Origin of the sequence: Pseudonocardia sp. NPDC049635 (assembly GCF_040659795.1) — a bacterium.
In the GTDB taxonomy this organism is placed as follows: domain Bacteria; phylum Actinomycetota; class Actinomycetes; order Mycobacteriales; family Pseudonocardiaceae; genus Pseudonocardia.
The window spans coordinates 33858-56675 of sequence record NZ_JBFAON010000018.1 but is presented as its reverse complement, the minus strand read 5'-3'; the positions used below and the strand labels follow the sequence as shown (position 1 = coordinate 56675).

The following is a 22818-nucleotide window of genomic DNA, read 5'->3' as shown; positions in this document are numbered from 1 at the left end:
CACCCCGGTCAGCCGCGGCCGCGGGGAACGAGCTCGATCTGCTCCCCCACCGTGAGCTCGGTGACGTCCTCCGGGACCACGGCCAGCGCGTTGACCTCGGCGAGGACGGCGAGCAGATGGGTGCCTGACCCGCCGAGCGGCTGAGCGAGCAGCTCACCACCCACGTCGTCGCGCAACAACCGGGCGGGGACGTAGGACCGTCGCCCGGCCGGTGAGACCAGCGGCGAGGTCAGGCGCGCGGTCCGGGTCCGGCGCCGGGCCTCCTGCCCCAGCGCCAGCCGGACCAGCGGCCGCACGAACACCTCGAACAACACCAGCGCCGTCGCCGGGTGCGGCGGGAACAGGAACACCGGCACCGCGTCCGGACCGAGCCGGCCGTACCCCTGCGCGGATCCCGGGTGCACCGCGATCCGGGTGTCGTCGATCCCGCCGAGATCGGAGAGCGCGCTGCGCGCCTCGGCGGCCGCCGAACCGCCGCCGGCACCGCACACCACGATGATCTCGCTGGCCGGCAGCAGGTCCTCGACCGCCCCACGGATCTCACCGGCGCTGCCGCCGACCATCCGGGCCCGGTTCGTCTCCGCACCGGCCTCCCGGGCGGCGGCGGTGAGCGCGTGCGAGCAGACGTCGGCGACCTGCCCGGACGACGCCGCCCGGCTCACCTCGACCAGCTCGTCACCGGCCGACACGATCGACACCCGCGGCCGCGGATGCACCAGCAGCTTGTCCCGCCCGGCCGCCGCCAGCATCGCGACCTGCGCGGATCCCACGATGTCGCCCTCGCGGACGGCGACGTCACCGGACTGCACGTCCTCACCGACGCGGCGCACGAAACCGGCGGAGGGCACACCGCGGCGCACCGTCAGCCTGGCCGCGCCCGAGTCGGTCCATGCCACCGGCGCGACGGCGTCGGCGAGGGTCGGCAGCGGAGCCCCCGCCGCGACCCGGACGGCCTGGCCGGGCTGCAGCCGCAACGGCTGCCGCGATCCCGCCGCGATCTCACCGACCACCGGGATCGTCACCGGGCTCGCCTCGGTGGCGCCGGCGACGTCCACGCTGCGGACCGCGTAACCGTCGATCGCCGCCTGGTCGAACACCGGGAGCGGACGACCGGTGACGACCTCCTCGGCACTGCGAAGTCCCTGCGCGTCCGCGATCGCGACCCGCACCGGGGCCGGCCGTACGGCCACGTCCAGGATCCGGCTGAGGTGCTCCTCGACCGTGCGCACGCCGCCTCAGTCCTTCAGTCGGTCGGTCAGCCAGCCGCGCAGGCTCTCGCCGTACTCCGGGTGGAGCAGCATGAAGTCGACGTAGGCGCGCGCGTAACCGGCCGGATTACCCAGGTCGTGGCGCCCGCCGCGGTGCACGACAACGTGCACCGGGTGCCCCTCGGAGATCAGCAGGGCGACGGCGTCGGTCAGCTGCAGCTCACCCCCCGCGCCCGGGGTGATCCGGTCGAGCGCGTCGAACACCGCCCGGTCCAGCAGGTACCGCCCGGCCGCGGCGAAGGTGGAGGGCGCCTCGTCGGCCGGGGGCTTCTCGACCATGCCGTGCACCCGTCTGACGTCGGGGTCCCCGGTCTCGGAGACCTCGAACACGCCGTAGGCGGAGATCTCCGCGCGCGGCACGTCGATCGCGCAGAGCACGCTGCCGCCGTACTCGGCCCGGACCTGTGCCATGGTCGCCAGGACGCCGGTCGGGAGGACCAGGTCGTCCGGGAGCAGCACGGCGACGGCGTGCTCGTCGTCGGCCAGCACCGGGCCGGCCTGGGCGACGGCGTGTCCGAGCCCCTTCGGCTCGTGCTGGTGGACCGACTCGACCTCGAGCAGGCCGGGGGCGCGACGGACCCGGTCGGCCAGCTCACCCTTGCCCCGCTTCTCCAGGGTCGCGACCAGCTCGTCGTCCTCACGGAAGTACGCGGCGACGGAGTCCTTGCCCGGTGAGGTGACGATCAGCAGCCGCTGGGCGCCTGCCTCGGCGGCCTCGGCGGCGACGAGCTCGATACCCGGAGTGTCGACGACGGGGAGCAGTTCCTTCGGCACCGCCTTGGTCGTCGGCAGGAACCGCGTTCCGAGACCGGCCGCGGGGACCACGGCGGTGCGGAACGCCCCGGCCGTACTGGTGGTCTGCGCGCTCATGGTCGGCGAGCCTAGCCACAGCCCTACCCTGGAGCCGTGACGGCTCGCGCGGACACGACCGACGGGTCGTCCCCTGATCAGGGCGGCCGGCCCGGTGACGGCAAACGGGCCTTGCGCCGCGCCCTGCTCGGCGCGCGCGTGCGCCGGTCGGCCGCGGACCGCGCCGCGGCCACCACGGCGCTGAGCCGGCATGTGATCTCGCTCGCATCCGGGCGGCCCGGGCCGGTGGCCTGCTACCTGCCGATCGGCGGTGAGCCGGGCGCCCCGGCCGGGGACGTCCCGGCGCTCCCGGACGCGCTGCTCGACGCCGGGCACGAGATCATCGTGCCGGTCGTCCCGGCCAGGCCCGGCCCACTGGGCTGGGCCCGCTACACCGGTCCGGGCGGGTTGGTCGACGGCCCGTTCGGGACCCGGCAGCCGGCCGGGCCGCACCTGGATCCCGAGGCGCTGACCTCGGCGGTTCTGGTCCTGGTGCCGGCGCTGGCCGTGGACCGGGCCGGGCGGCGGCTCGGCCGCGGCGGCGGCTACTACGACCGCACCCTCCCGTTGGTGGCGCCCGGGGTCGTGGTCGCGGTGCCGCTGCACGACGGCGAGCTGCTCGACACGGTCCCTGCCGAGCCGCACGACGTCCCCGTCGGGCTCGTGGTGCTCCCCGACGCCGGCGTGGTGCGCGTCTCACCCACCGGCTGAGCCTCGACGGCCGGACAGGTCGGACCACCGGCGGACGCGGAGTATGCTGGCACTCGCAGTCGTGGAGTGCCAACCGTTGTCCCGGAGGATGTCGTGCCGACCTACCAGTACGCGTGCACAGCGTGTGACCACCGCTTCGAGGCGGTCCAGGCGTTCTCCGACGACGCCCTCACCGAGTGCCCGAGCTGCGGGGGCAAGCTGCGCAAGGTCTTCTCCTCGGTCGGCATCGTGTTCAAGGGCAGCGGCTTCTACCGCACCGACTCGCGTTCCGGCTCGGTGAACGGCAGCAGCTCCTCGGACTCCGCCACGTCGACCTCCTCGTCCTCGTCCTCCTCGGACGGATCGGCCGGGTCCTCCTCGGAGAAGTCCGCCGGCTCCTCCTCGGAGAAGTCCTCCACCTCCACGAAGTCGGAGACCTCGTCGTCCTCCGCGAAGGCCGCCGCCGGTTCCTGACCGGAGCAGCCGTCCACAGGCCCTCGAGTTGTCCACAGGTCGCTGATCCCACCGTTCAACGGCCTCCGTCCGCCCTAGCGTCGATTCGGGGCGGCACCGGAGGGCGGACGGATGGACGAGGATCGACGGGCCCGCAGGCTCTGGGACAGGGCACTGCCGGGAATCGCGCACGGCCCCTCGTGGGCGCGGGCGCTGCTGCTGCGCCGGGCGCTCGCCGCGGCTCTCGCACTCGCGGCACTTCTGGTCGCGCTGTTGCCCGACCCGGCCGACGAGCGAGCGCCCGTGCTGGTCGCCGCGCACGACCTCGCGGCCGGAACCCCGATCGCGGCCGCCGACGTCGCCGTCTCCGGGTGGCCGCCCACGCTCGCCCCCGGCGGCGTGCTGCGGACGGTCGCGGAGGCGGAGGGCCGAGTGCCGGCCGGGCCGGTGCGGTCCGGTGAGCCGATCACCGACCTGCGCCTGGTCGGCCCCGGCCTGACCGAGCGGGCCGGGGGTCCCGGCGCGTCCGCGGTGCCGGTTCGGCCCGCCGATCCGGCCGTGGCAGCACTGCTGAGCCCGGGGGCGAGGGTCGACCTGATCGCCGGCGGGCCGGAAGGGCCGCGGGTGCTGGCGGCCCGGGCCGGAGTGGTCGCGGTGGTTCCCGACGCCTCCTCCGGCCCCGGTGCGGGCACCGGCCCGGGGCCCCTGGTGCTGGTCGCGTTGCCCGAGGCCGAGGCTGCCGTGGTCGCCGCGGCGACCCTGGCCGGGGAGATCACGGTGACACTGCGATGACCGCCCGGCAGCTGGTGCGGACCGCGGTGGCCTCAGTCGGGGCGGGACACCAGGCGGGTGCCGTGGGCTCCCGCGTACGCGGCGCGTTCGGGTGGCTCCCAGCCCTGCAGCAGCGCGTCGTCGACCGCGTACACGGCCACCCCGATCGGCCGGCAGACCTCGATCGGATCCCGGGCGTCCGGCCCCCACATCGGGACGGACAGGTCCCCGCCGGGGCAGGTCGACAACGCCGCGAGCAGGTCGACCTCGGCGAACAGCTCGATGAAGTCCCCGACCCTGGCCGGGCACGCCTTCATGAAGTACTGGTCGCGCTCGTTCAACCCGGTGCACTGGAAGACGTTGAGCACGTCGTGCACGTCGAACTCCGTGAGACCGTGCGGTGCGACGGACCGGACCAGGTTCGAATGACAGTGGAAGTCGAAGTCCGCGCCGGTCAGCATGCGGTTCACGTAGGGGTCGCAGCGCGAGCCCAGCGTGTCGTGCACCCGTCCGCCGTCCTCGTCGACGCCGTAGTGCTCCAGCGTGTCGGCGACGATCGTCGCCAGCGGCCGCAGGTAGGGCAACGTCGACCACAGCCGGTCGAACCGGGTGACGTGCGCCGCGTGCAGCTGGCGGGTACGCGCCGCCCAGAACCGTTCCCGCGGGTTGTCCCGGTGCCACAGGTTGAGGTCGCCGACCTGCGGCCCGTCCACGGTGTACAACCGGACGACGTGCCCCGCCGGCACGACCCACGCCCGGCCGGAGCGGACCGGGATCTCGAACTCCTCGACGAGGGTTCGCCCCGCGGTGTCGGCGCCGATCGGGCCGTAGAGGTCGCGGTCGACGTGCAGCGGCGAGCCCGGGCCGCCCTGGTAGGCCGCGTCCGTCGGTCCCATCGTGCTCAGCCTCCGTGGTGCGGCGGCCGGTTCTCGGTGAACCAGCGGTCCGGGTCGCGGTCGTCACGCTCCTGCGCCGAACCGCCGTCGGAGCGTTCGTCGGAGGTGCCGACCGGGTCGTCGCCGAAGATGTCCTCGATCCGCCTGCGCAGGTGGTCCGCTGGTTCGGTCATGGCGTCCATGGTGCCGTGCGCGGAGATGTCGATCTCGTTGCAGGCGGCCGCACCGCGTGGTCGCGGCCCCCTCGGATCGTCTCGCGGTGCCACCATGGAGCCGGACGTGACGCAACACGCCCGCGACCGACGCGGGCCCGACGAGGAGGGGAGGCGGACATGGGGTTCCTGGACAAGGCCCGCGAGGCGGCCGAGAGCGCGCTGGAGAAGGCCGCACCACACCTGGAGAAGGCGAAGGAGAAGGCCGCACCGCACCTGGAGAGCGCCCGCGAGAAGGCCGGGCCCCTGGTGGGCAAGGCCGCCGAGCGGATCGACCAGGCCACCGGCGGCAAGTACAGCGATCAGATCGACGGGGTCAAGGGCAAGGTCGAGGAGGTGCTCCGGCGCGACACCGGGGCCACCCCCGGCGCCGGCACCCACACCGACGGCGTACCGCCGGTGCCGCCCGCACCGCCGGGTGGCGAGGCACTCAAGCCCGACGGCAACCCGGCCGCGTCCCGACCACCCGCATCGGACGACCGGAAGGACGGCGGCGTCCCCCCGGTCCCGCCACCGCCGGCGAGCTGAACCGGATGCGCGGCGGGCCCCGCGCGGAGCGACTCCGCCGGGGCCCATCCGGGTCGGGCGGGGATCAGGCGTCCAGGCCGGACAGCTCCGAGATGACGTGCGGGACCAGCGGCGTGAGCGTGGCCATCCCGTCGCGGACTGCCGCCCGCGAGGCGGCGAGGTTCACCACCAGCGTGCTGCCGGACACCCCGACGACACCGCGGGACACACCGGCGTCGACCGCGCCGGCGGCCAGGCCGGACGCGCGGATCGCCTCGGCGATACCGGGCACCGGCCGGTCCAGGACACCGGTCGTCGCGTCCGGCGTCACGTCGCGCGGCGAGACCCCGGTGCCACCGACCGTCACCACCAGGTCGACGCCACCGATCACGGCGGTGTTCAGCGCGCTGCGGATGGCGACGACATCGCCGGGGGCGCTCACCACGCCGTCGACGACGAAGTTCGCCTCCTCCAGCAGCTCGGTGACCAGTGGGCCGGTGGCGTCGGACCGCTCCCCGGCACTCACCCGGTCGTCGACGATCACCACGAGGGCACGGCCGATCTGCGGATCCGACATCTCCATGGCGTCAGCCTAACGTCGGGCCCGGCACGCTCCCGGGGGAGGCCGTACCGGTACGGGGAGGGGGAACCCGCACCGGCACGACGCTCCGTTCGCGTTCGACGGGGCACCACCGAACACCCGGAAAGCCCATCACGGCGGTCTTTCACACGTCAACGAGATCCCGGTCGCCCCGGCCTGCCGCCCGCGTGCGGGTCACTGCTCGCCGAGGGTCACCTGGACCGTCCGGTTCTCCAGCTGCAGCTCCACGGACGTCCCCGGCGGTTGGGAACGAACCGCGGCCTGCAGGTCCGTCCCGGTGGAGATCCGCTGGTCGCCGAGGCGCACCACGAGGTCCTGCGGGACCAGCCCGGCCTGCTCCGCCGCGCCGCCCGGCGTGACGGTCTGGATGCGTGCCCCGCCCAGCTGCGGGTCGTCGGTGACCTCGACACCGAGCACGGCGTGCGTCGCCGGGCCGCCGGTGCGCAGCTGATCGGCGATCCGCCGGGCCTGGTTCATCGGGATCGAGAACCCGACGCCGATCGAACCACCGCCCGGGCCGGCCGTCGCGATCGCCGAGTTGATGCCGACGACCCGGCCCTCCATGTCGACGAGCGGACCGCCCGAGTTGCCCGGGTTGATCGCCGCGTCGGTCTGGATGGCGTTCAGCACGGTCGAGTCGTTCCCGGCCTCGCCGCCGACGCTCACCGCGCGGTCCAGCGCGGAGACGATGCCGGTGCTGACCGAGCCGCCCAGCCCGAGCGGCGAGCCGATCGCGGTGACCTGCTGGCCGACCCGCACGGCATCGGAGTTACCGAGCTCCACCGGCACGAGACCGCCCAGTTGCACCCGGACCAGCGCGACGTCGGACTGCGGGTCCTGACCGACGATCGACCCGACGGCGACCCGGCCGTCGTGCAGGACCGCCCGCAGCGTCCCACCCGCCGCCGCTGGCTCGACGACGTGGTTGTTGGTGAGGATCAGTCCGTCGTCGCTGATCACCATGCCGGAGCCCTCGCCGCGGCCGCCGGTGTTGCCGGCGCCGCCCTCGACCCGCAGCTGCACCACACTGGGCAGGACCCGCGCGGCGACCGCCTCGACCGGCGTCACCGGGAGGTCGGACTCGACCTCGGGCAACGGGCCGGCGAGGGCCCCGCCGCCGGAGGCCGCCGAGCGGGTGATGTCCGCCCCGATCGCCCCGCCGATGGCGCCGGCAACCAGCGCGAGGATGAGCCCCCCGACGATCAGTGCGACCGTGCGCCGGAACCGGCTCGGTGGAGGCTGCGCCACCCCGGTCGCGTAGGGGTACTGCTGCTGTTGCTGCTCGGTCGGGTAGGCCGCCGTCCCGGGGTAGTGGGCCCGTGGGTACGAGGGGTACTGCTCACCCGGGTACACCGGGGCCTGTGGGCCCGGCCGGGCCCACGGGTTGACCGGGACCTCCCAGCGGTCGGTCGGCGGCTCCTGGGGCGGCCCCTGCTCCGGACGCCCCTGCCCGGCGGCGCCGTCGCGGGCCGCGCCGGGCGAGCCCACAGGCTCGGCTCCGGCGCCGCTACCCGCGGTCTCCGCCACGGATGCCCCCGGGGCGCCGCCGTCGCTCCCCAGCAGGCCGGAGGCCGTGGCATCGTGGCCCACCGGGGCCGCACCGCGCACGGTCGCGGTGCCGGTCGCACCGGCCGCCTCGTCGTGCGGCCGGGCGTCGGCGGTCCCTCCGTCGGCGACGGCACTGACCTCGGCACCGTCCGCACCGGTACCGGGGCCGCTACCACCGCCGTCCCTGGTGCCGGTGCCGGTGCCGGTGCTGATGTCAGAGCCGACGTCAGAGCCGTCGGCGCCGCTGTCAGTGCCGATGTCGGTGCCGTCGGCGCCGCCTCCAGTGCCGCTGCCGCTGCTGCCAGGGCCGCTGCCGCCAGGCCCGTCGGCGGCGGATCCGCCGATACCCCCACCGCCGGCACTGCCAGGGCCGGCGGCGCCGCTGCTGCTGCCGGTGCCGGATCCGGGCCCGGTTCCGGCGCTGCCACCGCTGCCACCGCCGGGTGTGGCACCGTCGTGATCGGAACCGCCGGGGCCGCCCGTCTCGGCCCGCGCCGGACCCGCCGTACCACCGCCCCCGGTGCCCGTGGGCCCGCCGACACGGCCGCCGGTGTCCGTGGGCCCGCCGACTCGGCCGCCGATGTCCGCGGGCCCGCCGTCGGCGCCGGTCTGCGCGGTGTCCCCGTCGTGGCCTGTCGCGTCATCCGCGCTCCGGGAGCCCTCCGGGCCCGACGATCGGTTCACCCCGCCCGGCGCCGCCTCCGGCTCGGGGCTCTCGCCGGGCGGGTTCTCCTGGGCCATTCGTCCACCGTCCGTCGCTCGCCTGAACGACCCGACACACCGGATCGTCACCCCTCCAGGCTATGGGCTGCCGGGTTCTGCCACGTATCGGCCCGGCAGCGCCATCGACAGCAGCGCGCCACCCTCCGGAGCGCTGCCTGCGCGCACCTCCCCGCCGTGCCGGGCCGCGGCCTGCGCCACGATCGACAGCCCGAGCCCGGAGCCGGGCATGGTCCGCGAGGTGTCGGCCCGGTAGAAGCGGTCGAACACGTGCGGCAGGTCCTCGGCCGCGATGCCGTTCCCCTCGTCGGCGACCTCGATCACGATCCACTCCGGGGCGATCGGCACCATCGAGAGCCGCACCCGCCCACCGGGGGGACTCCACTTCACGGCGTTGTCGAGCAGGTTCAGCACGGCGCGCTCGAGCGCGTTGGCGTCGCCGTCGAGGACCCAGCGGGTCAGGTGGACGTCGAACTCGGTCTCCCCCGCTCGCCGCCGCACCCTGGCCAACGCCCGCTCGACGATCTCGCTCAGCTCCAGCGCCTCGCTCGCCATCGTGGGCGCGTCGTCGCGGGCCAGCTCCACCAGGTCCCCCACCAGGTGCGACAGCTCCTCGACCTGGGCGCGGACATCGTCGAGCAACTCGGCCCGGTCCTCGGCGGGCAACTCCGGGGTGTCCGCCCGGTCGGCGGCGGTGAGCAACTCCAGGTTGGTGCGCAGCGAGGTCAGCGGGGTCCGCAACTCGTGCCCGGCGTCGGCGACGAGCCTGCGCTGCTGTTCCCGGGACGCGGCCAGCGCACCGAGCATCGCGTTGAACGACTGCGTCAACCGGGCCAGCTCGTCCGACCCGGCGACCGGGATCGGCCGCAGATCACCGGTGGTCGCCACCCGCTCGGTCGCCGCGGTCAACCGCTGCACCGGCCGCAGGCCGGTCCGTGCGACGGCGACACCCGCCAACGCGGCCAGCACCACTCCGCCCAGCCCGACCAGCGGCAACGCGGTCCCCATCCGGGTCACGACCTTGGTGATCGTGTCCAGCTGCTGGGCGATGACGAGCGCACGGCCCTCGTCGGCACGCACGGCCACGACCCGGTACTGGACACCGTCCAGCGTCGCGGTGCGCCCCGGCTGGGTCGGGCCGCCCTGCGCGACGGCCAGCTCCGGCTCCCCGACCGGCGGGATCGAGGACTCGTCCGCCGAGGTGTAGACGCCCGACGAGTACAGCAGCGCGATGTGCAGATCGGCCGCCCCGAGGACGGCGGGCGGCAGCGTCGCCAGCAGCTGCGGGTTGATCAGGTCGCTCTGCGCGGCCAGATAGGCCCGCTGGCGCAGGTTCTCGTCGAGGGAGCTGGTGAGGTTCTGCCGGACGACCAGGAAGGCCGCCATCGACACGATCAGCACCATGGCCGCCGCGACCAGCGCCGCCAGCACCCCGATCCGGGCGCGCAGGGTGAACCGCTCACGCTCGTCGGCACCGTGCGTGCGTCGCCACCACCGCTCCGCGCGCTCCTCGGTGGGGGACAGCCGCAGCGACGCGCTGATCTGCGACCGGATCCCGCTCACGGAGGCGACTCCCGCAGCACGTACCCGACGCCGCGCACGGTGTGGATCAGTCGCGGTTCGCCGTCGGCCTCGGTCTTGCGACGCAGATAGCCGACGTACACCTCCAGCGCGTTACCGCTGGTCGGGAAATCGTATCCCCAGACCTGCTCCAGAATCTGGGCCCGGGTGAGCACCCGGCGCGGATGCGCGAGCAGCAGTTCCAGCAGCGAGAACTCGGTGCGGGTGAGGCTGATCGCCCGCTCCCCCCGGGTGACCTCGCGGGTGTCAGGGTCCAGCGAGAGATCGGCGAACCTCAGCGCGGCACTGGCCCCGGCGGCGCCGTCCGGTTCGGGGGTCCGCCTGCGCAGCAGCGCCCGCAACCGCGCCAGCAGCTCCTCCAGCGCGAACGGCTTGGGCAGGTAGTCGTCGGCGCCGGCGTCGAGCCCGGCGACCCGGTCGGACACCGCATCACGCGCCGTCAGCACCAGGATCGGCAGCGAGTCGCCCGCACTGCGCAACCGCCGGCAGACCTCCAGCCCGTCGACCCGCGGCATCATCACGTCGAGGACGAGGGCGTCCGGGCGGTCGGCGAGCATCATGTCCAGCGCGGCCTGGCCGTCCTCGGCGAGGACGACCTCGTAGCCGTTGAAGGCCAGCGACCGGCGCAGCGAGTCCCGGACCGCCTTGTCGTCGTCGACGACCAGAATGCGCATGCGCCCAGTCTCGCCCAGCCCCCTGAGAGCGGTCTGAGCGGGAGCTGATCGGTACCGGGTGTTGATCCACCGTCGGCCCGGGTAGTCGTCGGACATGACCGACGAGTTCGAGTTCTTCTTCGACCCGATCTGCCCGTTCTGCTGGGTCACCTCACGCTGGGTGGTGGAGGTCGGCAGACAGCGACAGATCGCGGTGCACTGGCGTCCGCTGCCGCTCGCGCTGCTCAACGAAGGGATCTCCTACGAGGAGCGGCTCGAGGTCTCCGACGCCTACCCGGAGTCGCACCGGCGCGGGCTGGAGATGCTGCGGGTGATCGCGGCGGCGCAGGCGCAGCGCGGCCCGGAGATCGTCGGCGACCTCTACACCGGGTTCGGCGAGCTGGTCTGGGACACCGACGCCCCCGACGGCGAGGGCTTCGACCCGGTGATGCAGGTGATGGCACAGCAGCGCGACCTGCGCCCGGTGCTGGAACGGTTCGGCCTGTCCCCCGCGCTGGCCGACGCCGCGCACGACGACGGGCTCGACGACGGGCTCCGGGAGAACGTGGCCGAGGTCCGCAGGCGCTGCGGCGACGACGTCGGCACCCCGGTGTTGTCGTTCTCCCCGCCGGACGGGCCGGGGCTGTTCGGCCCGGTGATCGACACCGTGCCGTTCGGGGAGGATGCGTTGCGCCTGTGGGACGCCGTGTTCACCCTCGCCACCTGGCCCGGGTTCGCCGAGCTCAAGCGGGGTCTCCGGTCGTTCCCGGACACCCCGCTCACCTCCCGGATCGCCCGCGGTGAGACGACCGTCCGCTGAGGGGTCTGCTTCACTGGCGTCCGTGACCGACGCGGGGGAGCTCGGCTTCTCGAACCGGACCGGTCGCCCGCCCGGGCGGTTGATCACGCTCGCCTCCCGGGTGTTGCCCGGGGTCCGGCGGGTACAGGGCCAGATCGAGCCGTACGCCGAGTTCTGGCAGGAGCACAACCGGACTGCACTGGGTGGTTCCGGCCCGCTCTGGGTGGCGCTCGGTGACTCGATGGCCCAGGGCATCGGCGCCGCCCGCCCGGACGGCGGCTGGGCCGGCCGGCTCGCCCCGACGCTCGGGGCGTCGTGGCGGCTGGTGAACCTGTCCCAGTACGGCGCCCGGGTCGACGACGTCGTCGACCGTCAGCTCCCCGCCGCCCTGCGGCTGCGCCCGGACCTGCTGGTCTGCCTGATCGGCTCCAACGACCTGATGCAGCCGCGCCGCCAGGAAGGCGTCGGGGAACGCTACGTGCGACTAGTGGACCGGCTCCCCCGCGGGACGGTGATCGGCAACCAGCCGGGGACCTTCGCGGCCGCGCTCGTCGTCAACGGTCTGATCGACGACGCGGTGGCCCGCCGCGGCCTGGTGCTCGCCGAGCTGCGGGACCCGCGGACCCGGCACTGGCGCGGCAAGCTCTCCTCCGACGGCTTCCACCCGAACGACCGCGGTTACGCCGCGATCGCCGAGGTCTTCGCCGAGGCCCTGCGTCGTGCGGGCCTCGCGCCGCCCCGTTCTGGTTAGGTGTTGGAGATGGCGACACAGAAGCTCCCCCGCAAGGTCTACGAGGCCGAACTGCTGCGACTGCAGGGTGAGCTGCTGAAGATGCAGGAGTGGGTGAAGGCGACCGGGGCACGCGTCGTCGTCGTGTTCGAGGGCCGGGACGCCGCCGGGAAGGGCGGCGCGATCCAGCGGGTCAGCCAGTACCTGAACCCACGGTTCTGCCACATCGTGGCGCTGCCGACGCCGACCGAGCGCCAGAAGACGCAGTGGTACTTCCAGCGCTACGTCGAGCACCTGCCGGCGGCCGGTGAGATCGTCCTGTTCGACCGCTCCTGGTACAACCGCGCCGGCGTCGAACGGGTGATGGGTTTCTGCACGGAGGCCGAGTACCGGCGGTTCCTGCGCCAGGCGCCGGTGTTCGAGCAGCTGCTCGTCGAGGACGGCGTCCACCTGCGTAAGTACTGGTTCTCGGTGAGCGCCGACGAGCAGGCCAGGCGGTTCGCCGAGCGCCTGGAGAACCCGATGAAGCAGTGGAAGCTCTCGCCGATGGACCTGGAGTCGATGACCCGCTGGGACGACTACTCCAAGGCCCGCGACGACATGCTGGTGCACACCGACACCGATCACGCCCCCTGGTGGATCGTGGAGGCCGAGGAGAAGCGCAACGCGCGGATCAACATGATCCACCACCTGTTGTCGTCGGTCCCGTGGGAGCCGGTCGAACGCCAGGTGCTGAGGCTGCCGGAGCGTCCGCCGTCGGGGAACTACGAGCGTCCGCCACGGGAGATCCAGCGCGACGTGCCCGACCACGCGGCCACCCTGCTCTGAGCCCGGACGGCCGCTGCCCGACGACACTCCCACCGGGTCGGTGCCCGGCCGCGTCGTGGCGCTGACCCGGGCGCCGGGCACGGTCCGAGCGAACGCCGCACCATCTGCCGAGGAGATCCGGATGCACCCGCTGCCCCTGGACGGGCTCGTCGTCGTCTCGTGCGAGCAGGCGGTCGCCGCACCGCTCGCCACCCGTCACCTGGCCGATCTCGGCGCCCGCGTGATCAAGGTGGAGCGCCCCGGCAGCGGTGACTTCGCCCGCGCCTACGACCGGACCGTGCGGGGGATGTCGAGCCACTTCGTGTGGCTCAACCGGTCGAAGCAGAGCGTCGCTCTCGACCTCAAGGACCCGGCCGCCGTCGAGAAGATGCTGCGGCTGCTGGAACGCGCCGACGTGTTCGTGCAGAACTTCGCCCCCGGCGCCGCGGACCGCCTCGGGCTCGGTGCGACGGCGTTGCGCGCCCGCTTCCCCCGGCTCGTGACCTGTTCGATCTCCGGTTACGGCGGCAGCGGGCCGTACCGCGACGCGAAGGCCTACGACCTGCTGATCCAGTCCGAGGCGGGTCTCGTCTCGATCACCGGGACCGAGGACTCCCCCGCCAAGGCGGGCATCCCGGCCGCGGACATCGGCGCCGGCATGTACGCGTTCAGCGGGATCCTCGCGGCGCTCTACGAGCGCGAGCGCACCGGCGTCGGCACCGAGGTGGAGGTCAGCCTGTTCGACTCGCTCGTCGAGTGGATGGGCTACCCGCTCTACTACGCCGGGTACGGCGGCTCCCCGCCCGGGCGGACCGGGACCAGCCACGCCGCGATCGCCCCGTACGGCACCTTCGTCACCGGCGACGGGACCGAGGTCGTGCTGTCGATCCAGAACGAGCGCGAGTGGGTGGCGTTCTGCACCGACGTCCTGCGCACTCCCGGCCTCGCCACCGATCCCCGGTTCGACACCGGCTCCGGACGGGTGGCCGAGCGCGCGGCCCTGCAGGTGGAGATCGACGCGGTACTGGCGACGTTGAGCGGAGAGATCTTCCTCGACCGGCTGGCCGGGGCACGGATCGCGCACGCCCGGCAGCGTGAGCTCGCCGACGTGCTCGACCACCCCCAGCTCGACGCGCGCGGCCGCTGGACCGAGGTCGACTCCCCCGTCGGGCCGCTGCGCGCGCTGCAGCCACCGATCACCCTGCCCGGCCGGCCCGCCCGGATGGGCCGCGTCCCGGACGTCGGGGAGCACACCGACGAGGTGCTGGCCTGGCTGGACGAACAGCCGTGAGCTCGTCCCGGCCCGCCGGGGTGCGCTGTCGTCGTGCCGGGGCCGGGGTGACGCTCACCGACGGGCACACCGACATCACCGGGGGGCGAACCGTGCGGCCCACTCGTCGCGGCTGCGGGTCCGGAGCACCGCGGCGATCCGGGCCCTGATCTGCGGCCACGCCCGGCGGTCGTCCTGCCGGTCCAGCTGGGCCGGGTCGATCCCGGCGAGCTCGACGACCCGGGTCCCGGTCAGCGGCTCCCGCCCCGGTCCGTCTCAGCCGCCCCGGCGGAGCAGGAACCGTTGCACCTTGCCGCTCGGGGTCTTGGGAAGGCTGTCGACGACGTGTACGGCGCGCGGGTAGGCGTGCCGGGCGTAGCGCTCCTTCACCAGCTGCTGCAGTTCGGCCTCCAGGCCCGCCGACCCGGGGGCACCCGGGGCGAGCACGACGTGTGCCTCCAGCACCTCGCCGCGCAGCTCGTCCGGCCGGCCGACGACGGCGGCCTCGGCCACGGCGGGATGGGTCAGCAGGACGCTCTCCACCTCGAACGGGCCGATCCGGTACCCGGCCATGATGATGACGTCGTCGTCGCGGGCGGAGAAGCGAAAGTGCCCGTCGGCGTCGCGGGTCGCGGTGTCGCCGGTCAGGTACCAGCGGCCGTCGGCGCTGAACCGCGACGACCCGGTGCTGCGCGCGTACCCCTCGAAGGTCGCCAGCGGGCTGGCCGGCACGTCCACGGCGACCTGGCCGAGGGTGCCGGGCGGGGCGGGCGTTCCGTCGTCACCGAGCACCTCGAGGCTCCACCCGGGCAGCGGCCTGCCCATCGAGCCGGGCCGGACCGGCTCGCGGATCGGCTCGGCCCAGCCGTTGGCGATCATCATGCCCTGCTCGGTCTGGCCGTAGTGGTCCCGGACGGTCACGCCGATCCGGTCCTCGAACCACTCCGGGATGTCCGGGGTGAGCGGCTCCCCGGCCGAGGACAGGCAGCGCAGCGCGAGATCGGCCGCCGCCGGGACGGTGGCGCCGCGCAGGCTCCGGTAGACCGTCGGGGCGGCCGCGAAGTTCGTGACCCCGAACCGCTGCAGCACCGCCCAGGTGGTGGCCGGGTCGAAGGGGGCGTGCAGCAGCAGGCTCCGCCGTCCGGCGGCGAGCGGGCCGAGCACGGCGTAGTACAGGCCGTAGGCCCAGCCCGGGTCGGCCGCGTTCCAGTAGACGTCGTCGGCGCGCAGGTCGAGGCCGAACTCCAGGTATCCCAGGACGGCGGCGAGTGCCCGCACCGGGACCCGGACCGCCTTGGGGGCGCCGGTGGTCCCCGAGGTGAACAGCTCGATGAGCACCCCGTCCGGTCCGAGCACCGCGGGCTCGGCGTCGGCGCCGCGGTGCCGGTCCAGCAGTGCGTGGAAGTCCTCCCCGGGCGGGCCGTCCCCGCCGTCCCGGTCGCCGACGACGATCAGCCGCAGGTCCGCGGACGGGTCGAGCTTGCCGCACTGGTCGGCGTCGGCGACGACGACGGTCGCGCCGCTCGCGCCGACCCGCAGCTCGACGGCGGGCGGGGCGAACGCGGTGAACAGCGGGACGTGCACCGCGCCGCGCCGCCAGATCCCCAGCAGTGCGACGACGAGTTCGGCGGACCTGCCCATCAGCACCGCCACGGCGTCGCCGGGGCCGACGCCGAGCTCGGCCAGCGCTGCGGCGAACCGCACCGACTGCTCCCGCAGCTCGCCGAAGGTGATGTCGCGGGCGCCGAGATCCGGCTCGACGACGGTGAACGCGACCGCGCCCGCAGGGTGGCGGTCGCAGAGCAACTCGGCGGCCGACGAGCCGGCACGGCTGTAGTGCCGGAGCAGCTCCTCGACCCGGATGTCGGGTGCGGTCATCGTCGATCGTCCTCCGTACGGCGGGGATGTCGGTTCGTCGCGGGGTGGGTCACAGACGGTAGGACCTGGCGATGATGTCTCGTTGCATCTCGCTGGTCCCGGCGAAGACGGTGGAGATGATGTTGCGGCGCAGGTGCTGCTCCATGTCGTACTCGGTGGTGTAGCCCGCCCCGCCCATCATCTGCATCCCTTCGATGCTGATCCGCTTGGCGGTCTCGGTGACCTTCAGCTTGGCCATCGACGCCTGCCGGGACCACCGGCCGCCGGGGTCCCGGTCCATCTTGCGGGCCACGTCGTGGACGAGCAGGGCACAGCATTCGAGCTCGGTGGCGAGATCGGCGATCCGGTGCCCGATCGCCTGGAAGGAGCCGATCGGGCGGCCGAACTGTCGTCGGGTGCCGACGTAGTCCAGCGCGTCGTCGAAGGTGGCCCGGGCGTTGCCCAGGAAGATCGCGGCGCACAACACCCGTTCGAAGTTCAGCCCGGCCATCAGCTGCGGCCAGGCGCCGCCCTCGACGCCGACCAGCGCGTCGGCCGGCACGACCGCGTCGGTGAAGTACAGCTCGTTGACCTCGCGTCCGCCGAGGGTGTCGATCGACCGGATCGTCAGGCCCGGGGTGTCGGTGGGGACCAGGAGCATCGAGATGCCCTCGTGCTTGTCCGGCCCCGGCGCGGTGCGGCAGACCAGCAGGATCGCCCTGGCGTAGTGCGCGCAGGAGATCCAGGTCTTCTGGCCGTTGATCCGGTACCCGTCCTCGACCGGTTCGGCGCGACAGGACAGCGATCCCACGTCGGAGCCCGAGTCGGGCTCGCTCATCGCGACCGCGTACACCTCGCCCCGGCAGAATCCGCCGACGACGTCGCTCCGCTGGGCGTCGGTGCCGAACTCCTGGACGGTGCGCGCGACGATCATCGAGATCCCCAGGCCGAACACCGGAACCTTGCCGTGGGCGAGCTCCTCCAGCAGGAGGCAGGCATCGGTCACCCCGCCGCCGGAGCCACCCCACTCCGGGCGCATGGCCACACCGCTCCAGCCCAGTTCGGCGATCCGGCGGTTGAGCTCCTGGTTGTGCGCCTCGGCGCCGCCCCGGGTCAGGGCCGCCCGCTGCTCACGGGTACCGCACTCGCGGCGGGCGAACGCCCGGACGGCCTCGACGAATGCTCGCCGGTCGTCCTCGGCCGGACTACTGACCACTGTGTCCTCCTGTCGTTCGCTCGATCAAATCAGCATGTACATGATTGACACAAGAGGCTGTTCACTGGTCTTCTGTCCCGTATATGACTCAGGTCATGCTAATGGTGATGTACAAGCTGGCGAGCCGGAGGAGCTGACATGAAGGTGCGCAGGGTCGTGATGGGATCGGGCCCGCAGGGGCGGACGGCGGTACTGGACGACGGCCCGCTCGAACCCACCACGGTCGCGTTGCTGCCGGGCGTGGAGATCGTCCGGGTCTGGGAGACCGAGCGCGCGGCCCTGCCGGTGACCGACGCCTCGGCGGGCGACCCGAAGGCGACGTTCTTCCCGCCGCACCCGGGGATCCGGTTCGGGTTCCTGTCCGTGCCGCCGGGGATCACCTACGTCCCCGACGAGTCGACCGATCTCGCGGCGGCCGGTACCGAGATCGAGGAGAAGCTGCCCGGCGCGGCCGCGACCTTCGCCTTCCCCGACCAGCCGGGTGCGCACGTCACGCAGACCGTCGACTACATCGTCGTCGTCTCCGGGGCCGGCGTCCTCCGGTTCGACGACGTCGAGGTGCGGATCGCCCAGGGCGACGTCCTGATCCAGAACGGGACACCCCACGCCTGGTTCAACGACGGCAGCGAGCCCTTCGTCGTCGCCTTCGCCCTCTGCGGCGCCACCCAGGCCTGATCCCGTCCGAACCCGACCGAAGGCGGCCGACGATGCCCGTACCGACGATGTCCTGCGCGTTCTACACCGGCGCGCACACCCCCGACCACATCGCACTCGCCGAGGAGCTCGGCTACACCCGGGCCTGGGTCTACGACTCACCCGCACTCTGCCTCGATCCCTGGGCCGCCCTGGCCAGGGCGGCCGACCGCACCACCCGGATCGGCCTGGCGACCGGCGTGGCCGTGCCCCGGCTGCGGCACCTGATGGCCACGGCGTCAGCGATCGCGACCGTCGAGTCGATCGCCCCCGGGCGGTTCACCCTCGGCGTCGGTACCGGGTTCACCGGTCTGCGCGCGCTGGGGCACAAGCCGATGAAGTGGGCCGAGGTGGCCGAGTACGTCACCGCGCTGAAGGCCCTGCTGCGCGGTGAGGCCGTGCAGTGGGAGGGCCGCAGCATGCGGCTCATGCACGCCTCCGGGTATCTGCCTCCGCTGCCGGTCGAGTTCTACGTCTACCTGGCGGCGGAGGGCCCCAAGGGACTGGCGGTCGCCCGCGAGCACGCCGACGGGGTGCTCACCGTCAACTCCGACCCGGGGCCGGGGTGGGCGAACTCCGCGCGGTGGGCACTGGGCACCGTGCTCGACGAGGGTGAGAGCGTGACCTCGGACCGGGTGTGGCGGGCCGCGGGTCACGCCGCCGCGGTGATCTACCACCTCTACTACGAGGCGGGCTACGACCTGTCCGCGCTCCCCAACGGCGCGGAGTGGGCGGCGGTGATCGACGCGATGACCCCCGACGAACGGCACGTCCTGCTGCACAAGGGTCACCTGATGGAGGTCTCCGAGCACGACGACCGGATGATCCCCCGGGAGACGGTCGAGGCGCTCACGTTCACGGGTACGGCGGACACGCTGCGGGCCCGTCTCGAACAGATGGCCTCCTCGGGCGTCACCGAGGTCGTCTACCAGCCGGCCGGTCCGGACATCCCCCGCGAGCTGGAGGCCTTCGCCCGGCTGGTGCCCGCCTCGGTCACCGCGGGTTGAGGGGGGCGGGAGCCGATGTACCTGACCCAGGGACTGCACCGGGCGCTGCAGCGCGATCCCGGCCGGACCGCCACGATCGACGGTGACCGGAACCGCACCTTCGCCGAGAGCACCGACCGGATCGCTCGCCTCGCCGGCGCACTGCGCGCCCTCGGTGTCCGCGACGGAGCCCGGGTGGCGATGATGTCGCTGAACTCCGACCGCTACCTCGAGTACCTGTGGGCGACCTGCTGGGCCGACGGAGTGATCAACACCGTCAACATCCGGTGGAGCCCGGCCGAGATCGCCGGCTCGCTCACCGACTGCGACACCCGGGTCCTGTTCGTCGACCGGACCTTCCTGCCCGTCGTGGAGGAACTGCGCCGGGCCTGCCCGCAGCTGGCCCACGTGGTGTTCTGCGGGGACGGCCCCGCCCCGGACGGGACACTCGGGTTCGAGGAGCTGGTCGCGGCGCACGAACCGGTTCCCGACGCCCGCCGCGGCGGCGGCTCCGCCGCGGCGATCTTCTACACCGGTGGCACCACCGGGGCGGCCAAGGGCGTCGTGCTCAGCCACGCCGGCCTGCTCACCTCGGCCTACGGCTGCATGGCGACGACCCGGTTCGTCACCCCAGGCGGCTCGATGCTGCACGCGGCTCCCATGTTCCATCTCGGGGACCTGGCCGGCTGGGTGGCCCACGGCGTCGCGGGCAACACCCAGGTGGTGATCCCGCAGTTCGAGCCGGTCGCGTTCCTGGAGGCGGTGCAGCGGCACCGGGTCACCGACGTCCTGCTTGTCGCGACCATGGCCCAGATGGTGATCGACCATCCGCGGGCCGCCGATGCCGATCTCACCAGCCTGCGCCGGATGATCTACGGGGCGGCCCCGATCTCGGACGCCGTGCTGGAACGGCTCATGGCGAGGCTCCCGCAGCTGGAGCTGGTGCAGACCTACGGCATGACCGAGCTGTCCCCGGTGGCCACGATCCTGCCGCCCGAGGACCACCGGCCGGGATCGTCCCGTCTGCGTTCGGCAGGTCGCGCCGCCGCGCACACCGAGCTGCGCGTCGTCGATCCCGAGGGGCGGGAGGTCCCCCGCGGCGAGGTCGGCGAGATCGTCGTGCGCGGCGGGCACGTGATGACCGGCTACCGGAACCGGCCCGAGGAGACCGCGCAGGCGCTGCGCGAGGGATGGATGCACACCGGTGACGGCGGCCGGCTCGACGAGGACGGTTATCTGTACCTGGTCGACCGGATCAAGGACATGATCATCACCGGTGGCGAGAACGTCTACTCCACCGAGGTGGAGAACGTCCTGGCCGCCCACCCCGCGGTCGCGACCTGCGCCGTCGTCGGGGTTCCCGACGACACCTACGGCGAGCGGGTGCACGCGGTGGTGGTGCTGCACCCGGGCCGGAGCGTCGACGGTGCCGAACTGCGGGAGTTCGTGAAGACCCGGATCGCCGGTTACAAGGCGCCGCGTTCGGTGTCGTTCACCGATGCGCTGCCGCTCTCGGCGGCCGGTAAGGTGCTCAAGCGCGATCTGCGTGCCCAGCTCGCCGACGGAGACGCAGAGGTGCCTGCCCAGTGACCTCCCGCACGGCCGCCGCGACCGGTGCCGATCCCGGCACGGCGGGCGGCGCGTCCCGGCGGCGCCCCCGGGACCGGCGGGACCATGTCGTCCGGCACGCCCGGATCCTGTTCGCCGAGCGGGGCTTCCACGCCGTACGGATGGAGGACATCGCGACTGCGGTCGGGGTGACCGCCCGCGCGCTGTACCGGCACTTCCCGAACAAGTACGCGTTGCTGGCGCACGTCTCGGTGACCGGGCAGGACACCTACTTCGCCGCCCTGGACGCCGAGCCGGGATGGCCGGAGCTGGCCGCGCGGCTGGTCCGGACGAACCTGGACGACCCCACGCACTCCCTGCTGTGGCAGCGCGAGGCCCGCCACCTCGAACCGGCCGAGCGAGGTCCGGTCCAGCGGCGGGTCGTCGAGATCGCCACCGGCGTCGGGGCGGTCATCGCCCGGGACCGGGACGACCGGCCGGGCCCGGTCGAGACCGAGACGCTCGCCTGGTCGGCTCTCGCGGTCGCGGCGAGCCAGGGGGGCCGGCCGCGCTGCGACGACCGGCTGCTCACCGCCGCCGTGCTCGGGCTCGGACGCCTGCCGCTGCCCGGACCGGACGTCGTCGGGCCGCAGCCGTTCCACCGGACCCCGGAGCCCACCTCCCGGCGGGAACGGCTCCTGCACCATGCCGCGACACTGTTCCGGCGGCACGGCTACCTCGGCGTCACGCTCGGTGAGATCGGCGAGCGGGCCGGCATCCACGGTCCGAGCATCTACCACCACTTCCCGAGCAAGATGGCGATCCTGCAGACCCTGCTGGCCCGGCTCGACGAATGGGTCACCCTCGGCCTGCTGGACGCCCAGGGCCGCGGCACGGACCCGGGGCAGGTGCTGGACCTGTTCGGCGAGAACTACGTCGGGCTGGCGCTGCGCTTCCCCGATCTCGTCTCCGTGGCGCTGACCGAGTCGATCCACCTGTCCGATGCGGACGCGGAGGCCCGCGACGCGGGTGTCCTCGTCACCGGCTGGTCGGAGCTGCTGCGGGCGGCCCGCCCGGAGCTCGACCCGGCCGAGGCCGCGACCCTGGTCCGGGCCGCCCGGTCCGGGGTCGACGACCTCGTCCGGATCGCGCACCTGCGCTCGGCGGGGATCGGCGCCCAGCTGGTGGCGACCACCCGAACAGTGCTCGCCACGCAGGTGCCCGGCACTGCCGGGTGACCGGGCCGGCGCGCGACGACAGTCGGATCGGCCCGATTCCTCGACGAGGTCGCGGGCCCGGTGATCACGTCGGGTCGTCGGCGGCCCGCGCCTCGTCCCGGATGACGGCGGCCCCCCTCGGATCCACCAGGCCACTGTGGAGCCGCTGATTGTGGCTGTGCGCCAGATGATGCACACCGAAGGCTGCTTCCACGGCCGCCCGCTGCCCCTGCAGGTCGAGACCGTGGTTGATCGAGCGCTTGGCCAGACGCACCCCGAACTGCGGCCGGGCCGCCACCCGGCGGGCGAGCTCCAGGGTGGCCTCCTCCAGCTCGTCGTCGGGGACGACGCGGTTCACCATCCCGATCGACAGCGCCTCCTCGGCCGTGATGCGTTCCCCGGTGAACAGCATCTCCTTGGCCCGCCGCGCCCCGAGCTCCCAGAGGTGGGTGAAGTACTCGGCGCCGTTCATGTCGAAGGCGACCACCGGGTCGACGAAGCTGGCCCCTTGTGCAGCGACGATCAGGTCGCACGGCCACACCAGCATCAGTCCGCCGCCGATCACCCGGCCGCGCACCTCGGCGATCGTCGGCCGGGGCATGTCCCGCCAGCGCAGGCACAGGCCGGTGAACAGCTCCTCCTCGGTCGCGAACCAGCCCTCCGCACCCGGTGCGTCGAAACCTCCGGTGAGCGTGCGTGGCTGCGCACCGGCCATCGACCAGTCGGTGTCGAGGTCGTGCCCGGCGGAGAAGTCCGGCCCGTCGGCGGCCAGGACGATCACCCGGACCTGCTCGTCGGCCAGCGCACGGCGGTAGGCGTCGTCGAGCGCGTGCAGCAGCTCCCGGTCCTGGGCGTTGCGCTTCTCCGGGCGGGCGAGCACGACCCGGGCGATGCCGGGTTCGGGCTGCTCGTAGCGGACGGTGTCGGTCATTGTCCCTCCGGTCCG

Annotated in this window: 23 protein-coding genes; 12 read left to right on the top strand and 11 right to left on the bottom strand. The window is 73.5% G+C overall.

From position 1 onward, the window contains the following. Positions 1–8: 8 nt before the first annotated feature. Both glp and AB0J24_RS20490 read right to left on the bottom strand, forming a co-directional pair. Positions 9–1229 (bottom strand): gephyrin-like molybdotransferase Glp, encoded by a 1221-nt coding sequence (gene glp / locus AB0J24_RS20495; protein ID WP_358683627.1) that lies wholly within the window; start codon positions 1227–1229, stop codon positions 9–11. A 6-nt stretch (positions 1230–1235) separates the two neighbouring features. Further along, complete coding sequence (locus AB0J24_RS20490; RefSeq protein ID WP_358683625.1) at positions 1236–2138, bottom strand: UTP--glucose-1-phosphate uridylyltransferase; 903 nt, start codon at positions 2136–2138, stop codon at positions 1236–1238. A 36-nt stretch (positions 2139–2174) separates the two neighbouring features. Here AB0J24_RS20490 and AB0J24_RS20485 point away from each other — a divergent pair, with 36 nt between their 5' ends. The 3 genes from AB0J24_RS20485 (at position 2175) to AB0J24_RS20475 (ending at position 4052) form a co-directional block, all read left to right on the top strand. Then, positions 2175–2828, top strand: coding sequence for a 5-formyltetrahydrofolate cyclo-ligase (locus AB0J24_RS20485; RefSeq protein ID WP_358683623.1), 654 nt, complete (start codon positions 2175–2177; stop codon positions 2826–2828). A gap of 93 nt (positions 2829–2921) precedes the next feature. Next, the gene (locus AB0J24_RS20480) at positions 2922–3281 is read left to right on the top strand and encodes an FmdB family zinc ribbon protein (RefSeq protein ID WP_358683621.1); all 360 of its coding nucleotides are present in this window, start codon (positions 2922–2924) and stop codon (positions 3279–3281) included. A 111-nt stretch (positions 3282–3392) separates the two neighbouring features. After that, entirely contained in the window at positions 3393–4052 is a 660-nt protein-coding gene (locus AB0J24_RS20475; RefSeq protein ID WP_358683619.1) for an SAF domain-containing protein, read from the top strand. A 32-nt stretch (positions 4053–4084) separates the two neighbouring features. Here AB0J24_RS20475 and AB0J24_RS20470 read toward each other — a convergent pair whose 3' ends face one another. Continuing rightward, positions 4085–4927, bottom strand: coding sequence for a DUF1989 domain-containing protein (locus tag AB0J24_RS20470; protein ID WP_358683617.1), 843 nt, complete (start codon positions 4925–4927; stop codon positions 4085–4087). A 5-nt stretch (positions 4928–4932) separates the two neighbouring features. Then, positions 4933–5100, bottom strand: coding sequence for a hypothetical protein (locus AB0J24_RS20465; RefSeq protein WP_358683615.1), 168 nt, complete (start codon positions 5098–5100; stop codon positions 4933–4935). Between the two features lie 159 nt (positions 5101–5259). Here AB0J24_RS20465 and AB0J24_RS20460 point away from each other — a divergent pair, with 159 nt between their 5' ends. Next, positions 5260–5667 carry an antitoxin gene (locus AB0J24_RS20460; protein WP_358683613.1) on the top strand — a complete coding sequence of 136 codons (408 nt, stop codon included), beginning with the start codon at positions 5260–5262 and terminating at the stop codon, positions 5665–5667. A 64-nt stretch (positions 5668–5731) separates the two neighbouring features. On the opposite strand, the gene AB0J24_RS20455 is transcribed toward AB0J24_RS20460, so the two are convergent. The 4 genes from AB0J24_RS20455 to AB0J24_RS20440 all read right to left on the bottom strand — a co-directional run bounded on the left by AB0J24_RS20455 (position 5732) and on the right by AB0J24_RS20440 (position 10770). Further along, on the bottom strand, positions 5732–6229 hold the full coding sequence (locus tag AB0J24_RS20455) for a MogA/MoaB family molybdenum cofactor biosynthesis protein (protein ID WP_344018067.1): 498 nt from the start codon (positions 6227–6229) through the stop codon (positions 5732–5734). Between the two features lie 192 nt (positions 6230–6421). Beyond that, the gene (locus AB0J24_RS20450; protein WP_358683611.1) at positions 6422–7735 is read right to left on the bottom strand and encodes a trypsin-like peptidase domain-containing protein; all 1314 of its coding nucleotides are present in this window, start codon (positions 7733–7735) and stop codon (positions 6422–6424) included. A gap of 861 nt (positions 7736–8596) precedes the next feature. After that, positions 8597–10078 (bottom strand): HAMP domain-containing sensor histidine kinase, encoded by a 1482-nt coding sequence (locus AB0J24_RS20445; RefSeq protein ID WP_358683609.1) that lies wholly within the window; start codon positions 10076–10078, stop codon positions 8597–8599. Then, a complete protein-coding gene (locus AB0J24_RS20440; RefSeq protein ID WP_358683607.1) occupies positions 10075–10770 on the bottom strand; it encodes a response regulator transcription factor in 696 nt (231 codons plus the stop codon). The genes AB0J24_RS20445 and AB0J24_RS20440 overlap by 4 nt, the downstream gene beginning before the upstream one ends. A gap of 94 nt (positions 10771–10864) precedes the next feature. Between AB0J24_RS20440 and AB0J24_RS20435 the strand changes: the two genes are divergently transcribed. The 4 genes from AB0J24_RS20435 (at position 10865) to AB0J24_RS20420 (ending at position 14376) form a co-directional block, all read left to right on the top strand. Beyond that, positions 10865–11569 carry a DsbA family protein gene (locus tag AB0J24_RS20435; RefSeq protein WP_358683605.1) on the top strand — a complete coding sequence of 235 codons (705 nt, stop codon included), beginning with the start codon at positions 10865–10867 and terminating at the stop codon, positions 11567–11569. A gap of 22 nt (positions 11570–11591) precedes the next feature. Further along, a complete protein-coding gene (locus tag AB0J24_RS20430; protein ID WP_358683603.1) occupies positions 11592–12299 on the top strand; it encodes a GDSL-type esterase/lipase family protein in 708 nt (235 codons plus the stop codon). 9 nt (positions 12300–12308) lie between these two features. Then, positions 12309–13106: a polyphosphate kinase 2 gene (ppk2, locus tag AB0J24_RS20425; RefSeq protein WP_358683602.1), complete on the top strand. Its 798-nt coding sequence runs from the start codon at positions 12309–12311 to the stop codon at positions 13104–13106. A gap of 121 nt (positions 13107–13227) precedes the next feature. Beyond that, a complete protein-coding gene (locus tag AB0J24_RS20420) occupies positions 13228–14376 on the top strand; it encodes a CaiB/BaiF CoA-transferase family protein (RefSeq protein WP_358683600.1) in 1149 nt (382 codons plus the stop codon). A gap of 255 nt (positions 14377–14631) precedes the next feature. Here the strand turns inward: AB0J24_RS20420 and AB0J24_RS20415 are convergent, their stop codons facing one another. Further along, a complete protein-coding gene (locus AB0J24_RS20415; RefSeq protein ID WP_358683598.1) occupies positions 14632–16233 on the bottom strand; it encodes an AMP-binding protein in 1602 nt (533 codons plus the stop codon). Positions 16234–16282: 49 nt separating this feature from the next. Further along, positions 16283–17428, bottom strand: coding sequence for an acyl-CoA dehydrogenase (locus AB0J24_RS20410; RefSeq protein ID WP_358683596.1), 1146 nt, complete (start codon positions 17426–17428; stop codon positions 16283–16285). Positions 17429–17566: 138 nt separating this feature from the next. On the opposite strand from AB0J24_RS20410, the gene AB0J24_RS20405 reads away from it, so the two are divergent. From AB0J24_RS20405 to AB0J24_RS20390, 4 genes are read left to right on the top strand one after another with little or no spacing between them, the layout of a single operon-like run. Further along, complete coding sequence (locus AB0J24_RS20405) at positions 17567–18103, top strand: cupin domain-containing protein (protein ID WP_358683594.1); 537 nt, start codon at positions 17567–17569, stop codon at positions 18101–18103. 32 nt (positions 18104–18135) lie between these two features. Beyond that, positions 18136–19128 (top strand): LLM class flavin-dependent oxidoreductase, encoded by a 993-nt coding sequence (locus AB0J24_RS20400; RefSeq protein ID WP_358683592.1) that lies wholly within the window; start codon positions 18136–18138, stop codon positions 19126–19128. Positions 19129–19143: 15 nt separating this feature from the next. Beyond that, complete coding sequence (locus AB0J24_RS20395; RefSeq protein WP_358683590.1) at positions 19144–20697, top strand: long-chain-fatty-acid--CoA ligase; 1554 nt, start codon at positions 19144–19146, stop codon at positions 20695–20697. Then, a complete protein-coding gene (locus tag AB0J24_RS20390; RefSeq protein ID WP_358683588.1) occupies positions 20694–21893 on the top strand; it encodes a TetR/AcrR family transcriptional regulator in 1200 nt (399 codons plus the stop codon). The genes AB0J24_RS20395 and AB0J24_RS20390 overlap by 4 nt, the downstream gene beginning before the upstream one ends. Positions 21894–21957: 64 nt before the next feature. Here the strand turns inward: AB0J24_RS20390 and AB0J24_RS20385 are convergent, their stop codons facing one another. Then, the gene (locus tag AB0J24_RS20385; protein WP_358683586.1) at positions 21958–22803 is read right to left on the bottom strand and encodes an enoyl-CoA hydratase; all 846 of its coding nucleotides are present in this window, start codon (positions 22801–22803) and stop codon (positions 21958–21960) included. Positions 22804–22818: the final 15 nt, after the last annotated feature.

Coding starts and splice junctions, on each gene's coding strand:
- AB0J24_RS20490 (WP_358683625.1), bottom strand. CDS start 2,138: ATGAGCGCGCAGACCACCAGTACGGCCGGGGCGTTCCGCACCGCCGTG.
- AB0J24_RS20475 (WP_358683619.1), top strand. CDS start 3,393: ATGGACGAGGATCGACGGGCCCGCAGGCTCTGGGACAGGGCACTGCCG.
- AB0J24_RS20470 (WP_358683617.1), bottom strand. CDS start 4,927: ATGGGACCGACGGACGCGGCCTACCAGGGCGGCCCGGGCTCGCCGCTG.
- AB0J24_RS20465 (WP_358683615.1), bottom strand. CDS start 5,100: ATGACCGAACCAGCGGACCACCTGCGCAGGCGGATCGAGGACATCTTC.
- AB0J24_RS20460 (WP_358683613.1), top strand. CDS start 5,260: ATGGGGTTCCTGGACAAGGCCCGCGAGGCGGCCGAGAGCGCGCTGGAG.
- AB0J24_RS20455 (WP_344018067.1), bottom strand. CDS start 6,229: ATGGAGATGTCGGATCCGCAGATCGGCCGTGCCCTCGTGGTGATCGTC.
- AB0J24_RS20440 (WP_358683607.1), bottom strand. CDS start 10,770: ATGCGCATTCTGGTCGTCGACGACGACAAGGCGGTCCGGGACTCGCTG.
- AB0J24_RS20435 (WP_358683605.1), top strand. CDS start 10,865: ATGACCGACGAGTTCGAGTTCTTCTTCGACCCGATCTGCCCGTTCTGC.
- ppk2 (WP_358683602.1), top strand. CDS start 12,309: ATGGCGACACAGAAGCTCCCCCGCAAGGTCTACGAGGCCGAACTGCTG.
- AB0J24_RS20420 (WP_358683600.1), top strand. CDS start 13,228: ATGCACCCGCTGCCCCTGGACGGGCTCGTCGTCGTCTCGTGCGAGCAG.
- AB0J24_RS20415 (WP_358683598.1), bottom strand. CDS start 16,233: ATGACCGCACCCGACATCCGGGTCGAGGAGCTGCTCCGGCACTACAGC.
- AB0J24_RS20405 (WP_358683594.1), top strand. CDS start 17,567: ATGAAGGTGCGCAGGGTCGTGATGGGATCGGGCCCGCAGGGGCGGACG.
- AB0J24_RS20400 (WP_358683592.1), top strand. CDS start 18,136: ATGCCCGTACCGACGATGTCCTGCGCGTTCTACACCGGCGCGCACACC.
- AB0J24_RS20395 (WP_358683590.1), top strand. CDS start 19,144: ATGTACCTGACCCAGGGACTGCACCGGGCGCTGCAGCGCGATCCCGGC.
- AB0J24_RS20385 (WP_358683586.1), bottom strand. CDS start 22,803: ATGACCGACACCGTCCGCTACGAGCAGCCCGAACCCGGCATCGCCCGG.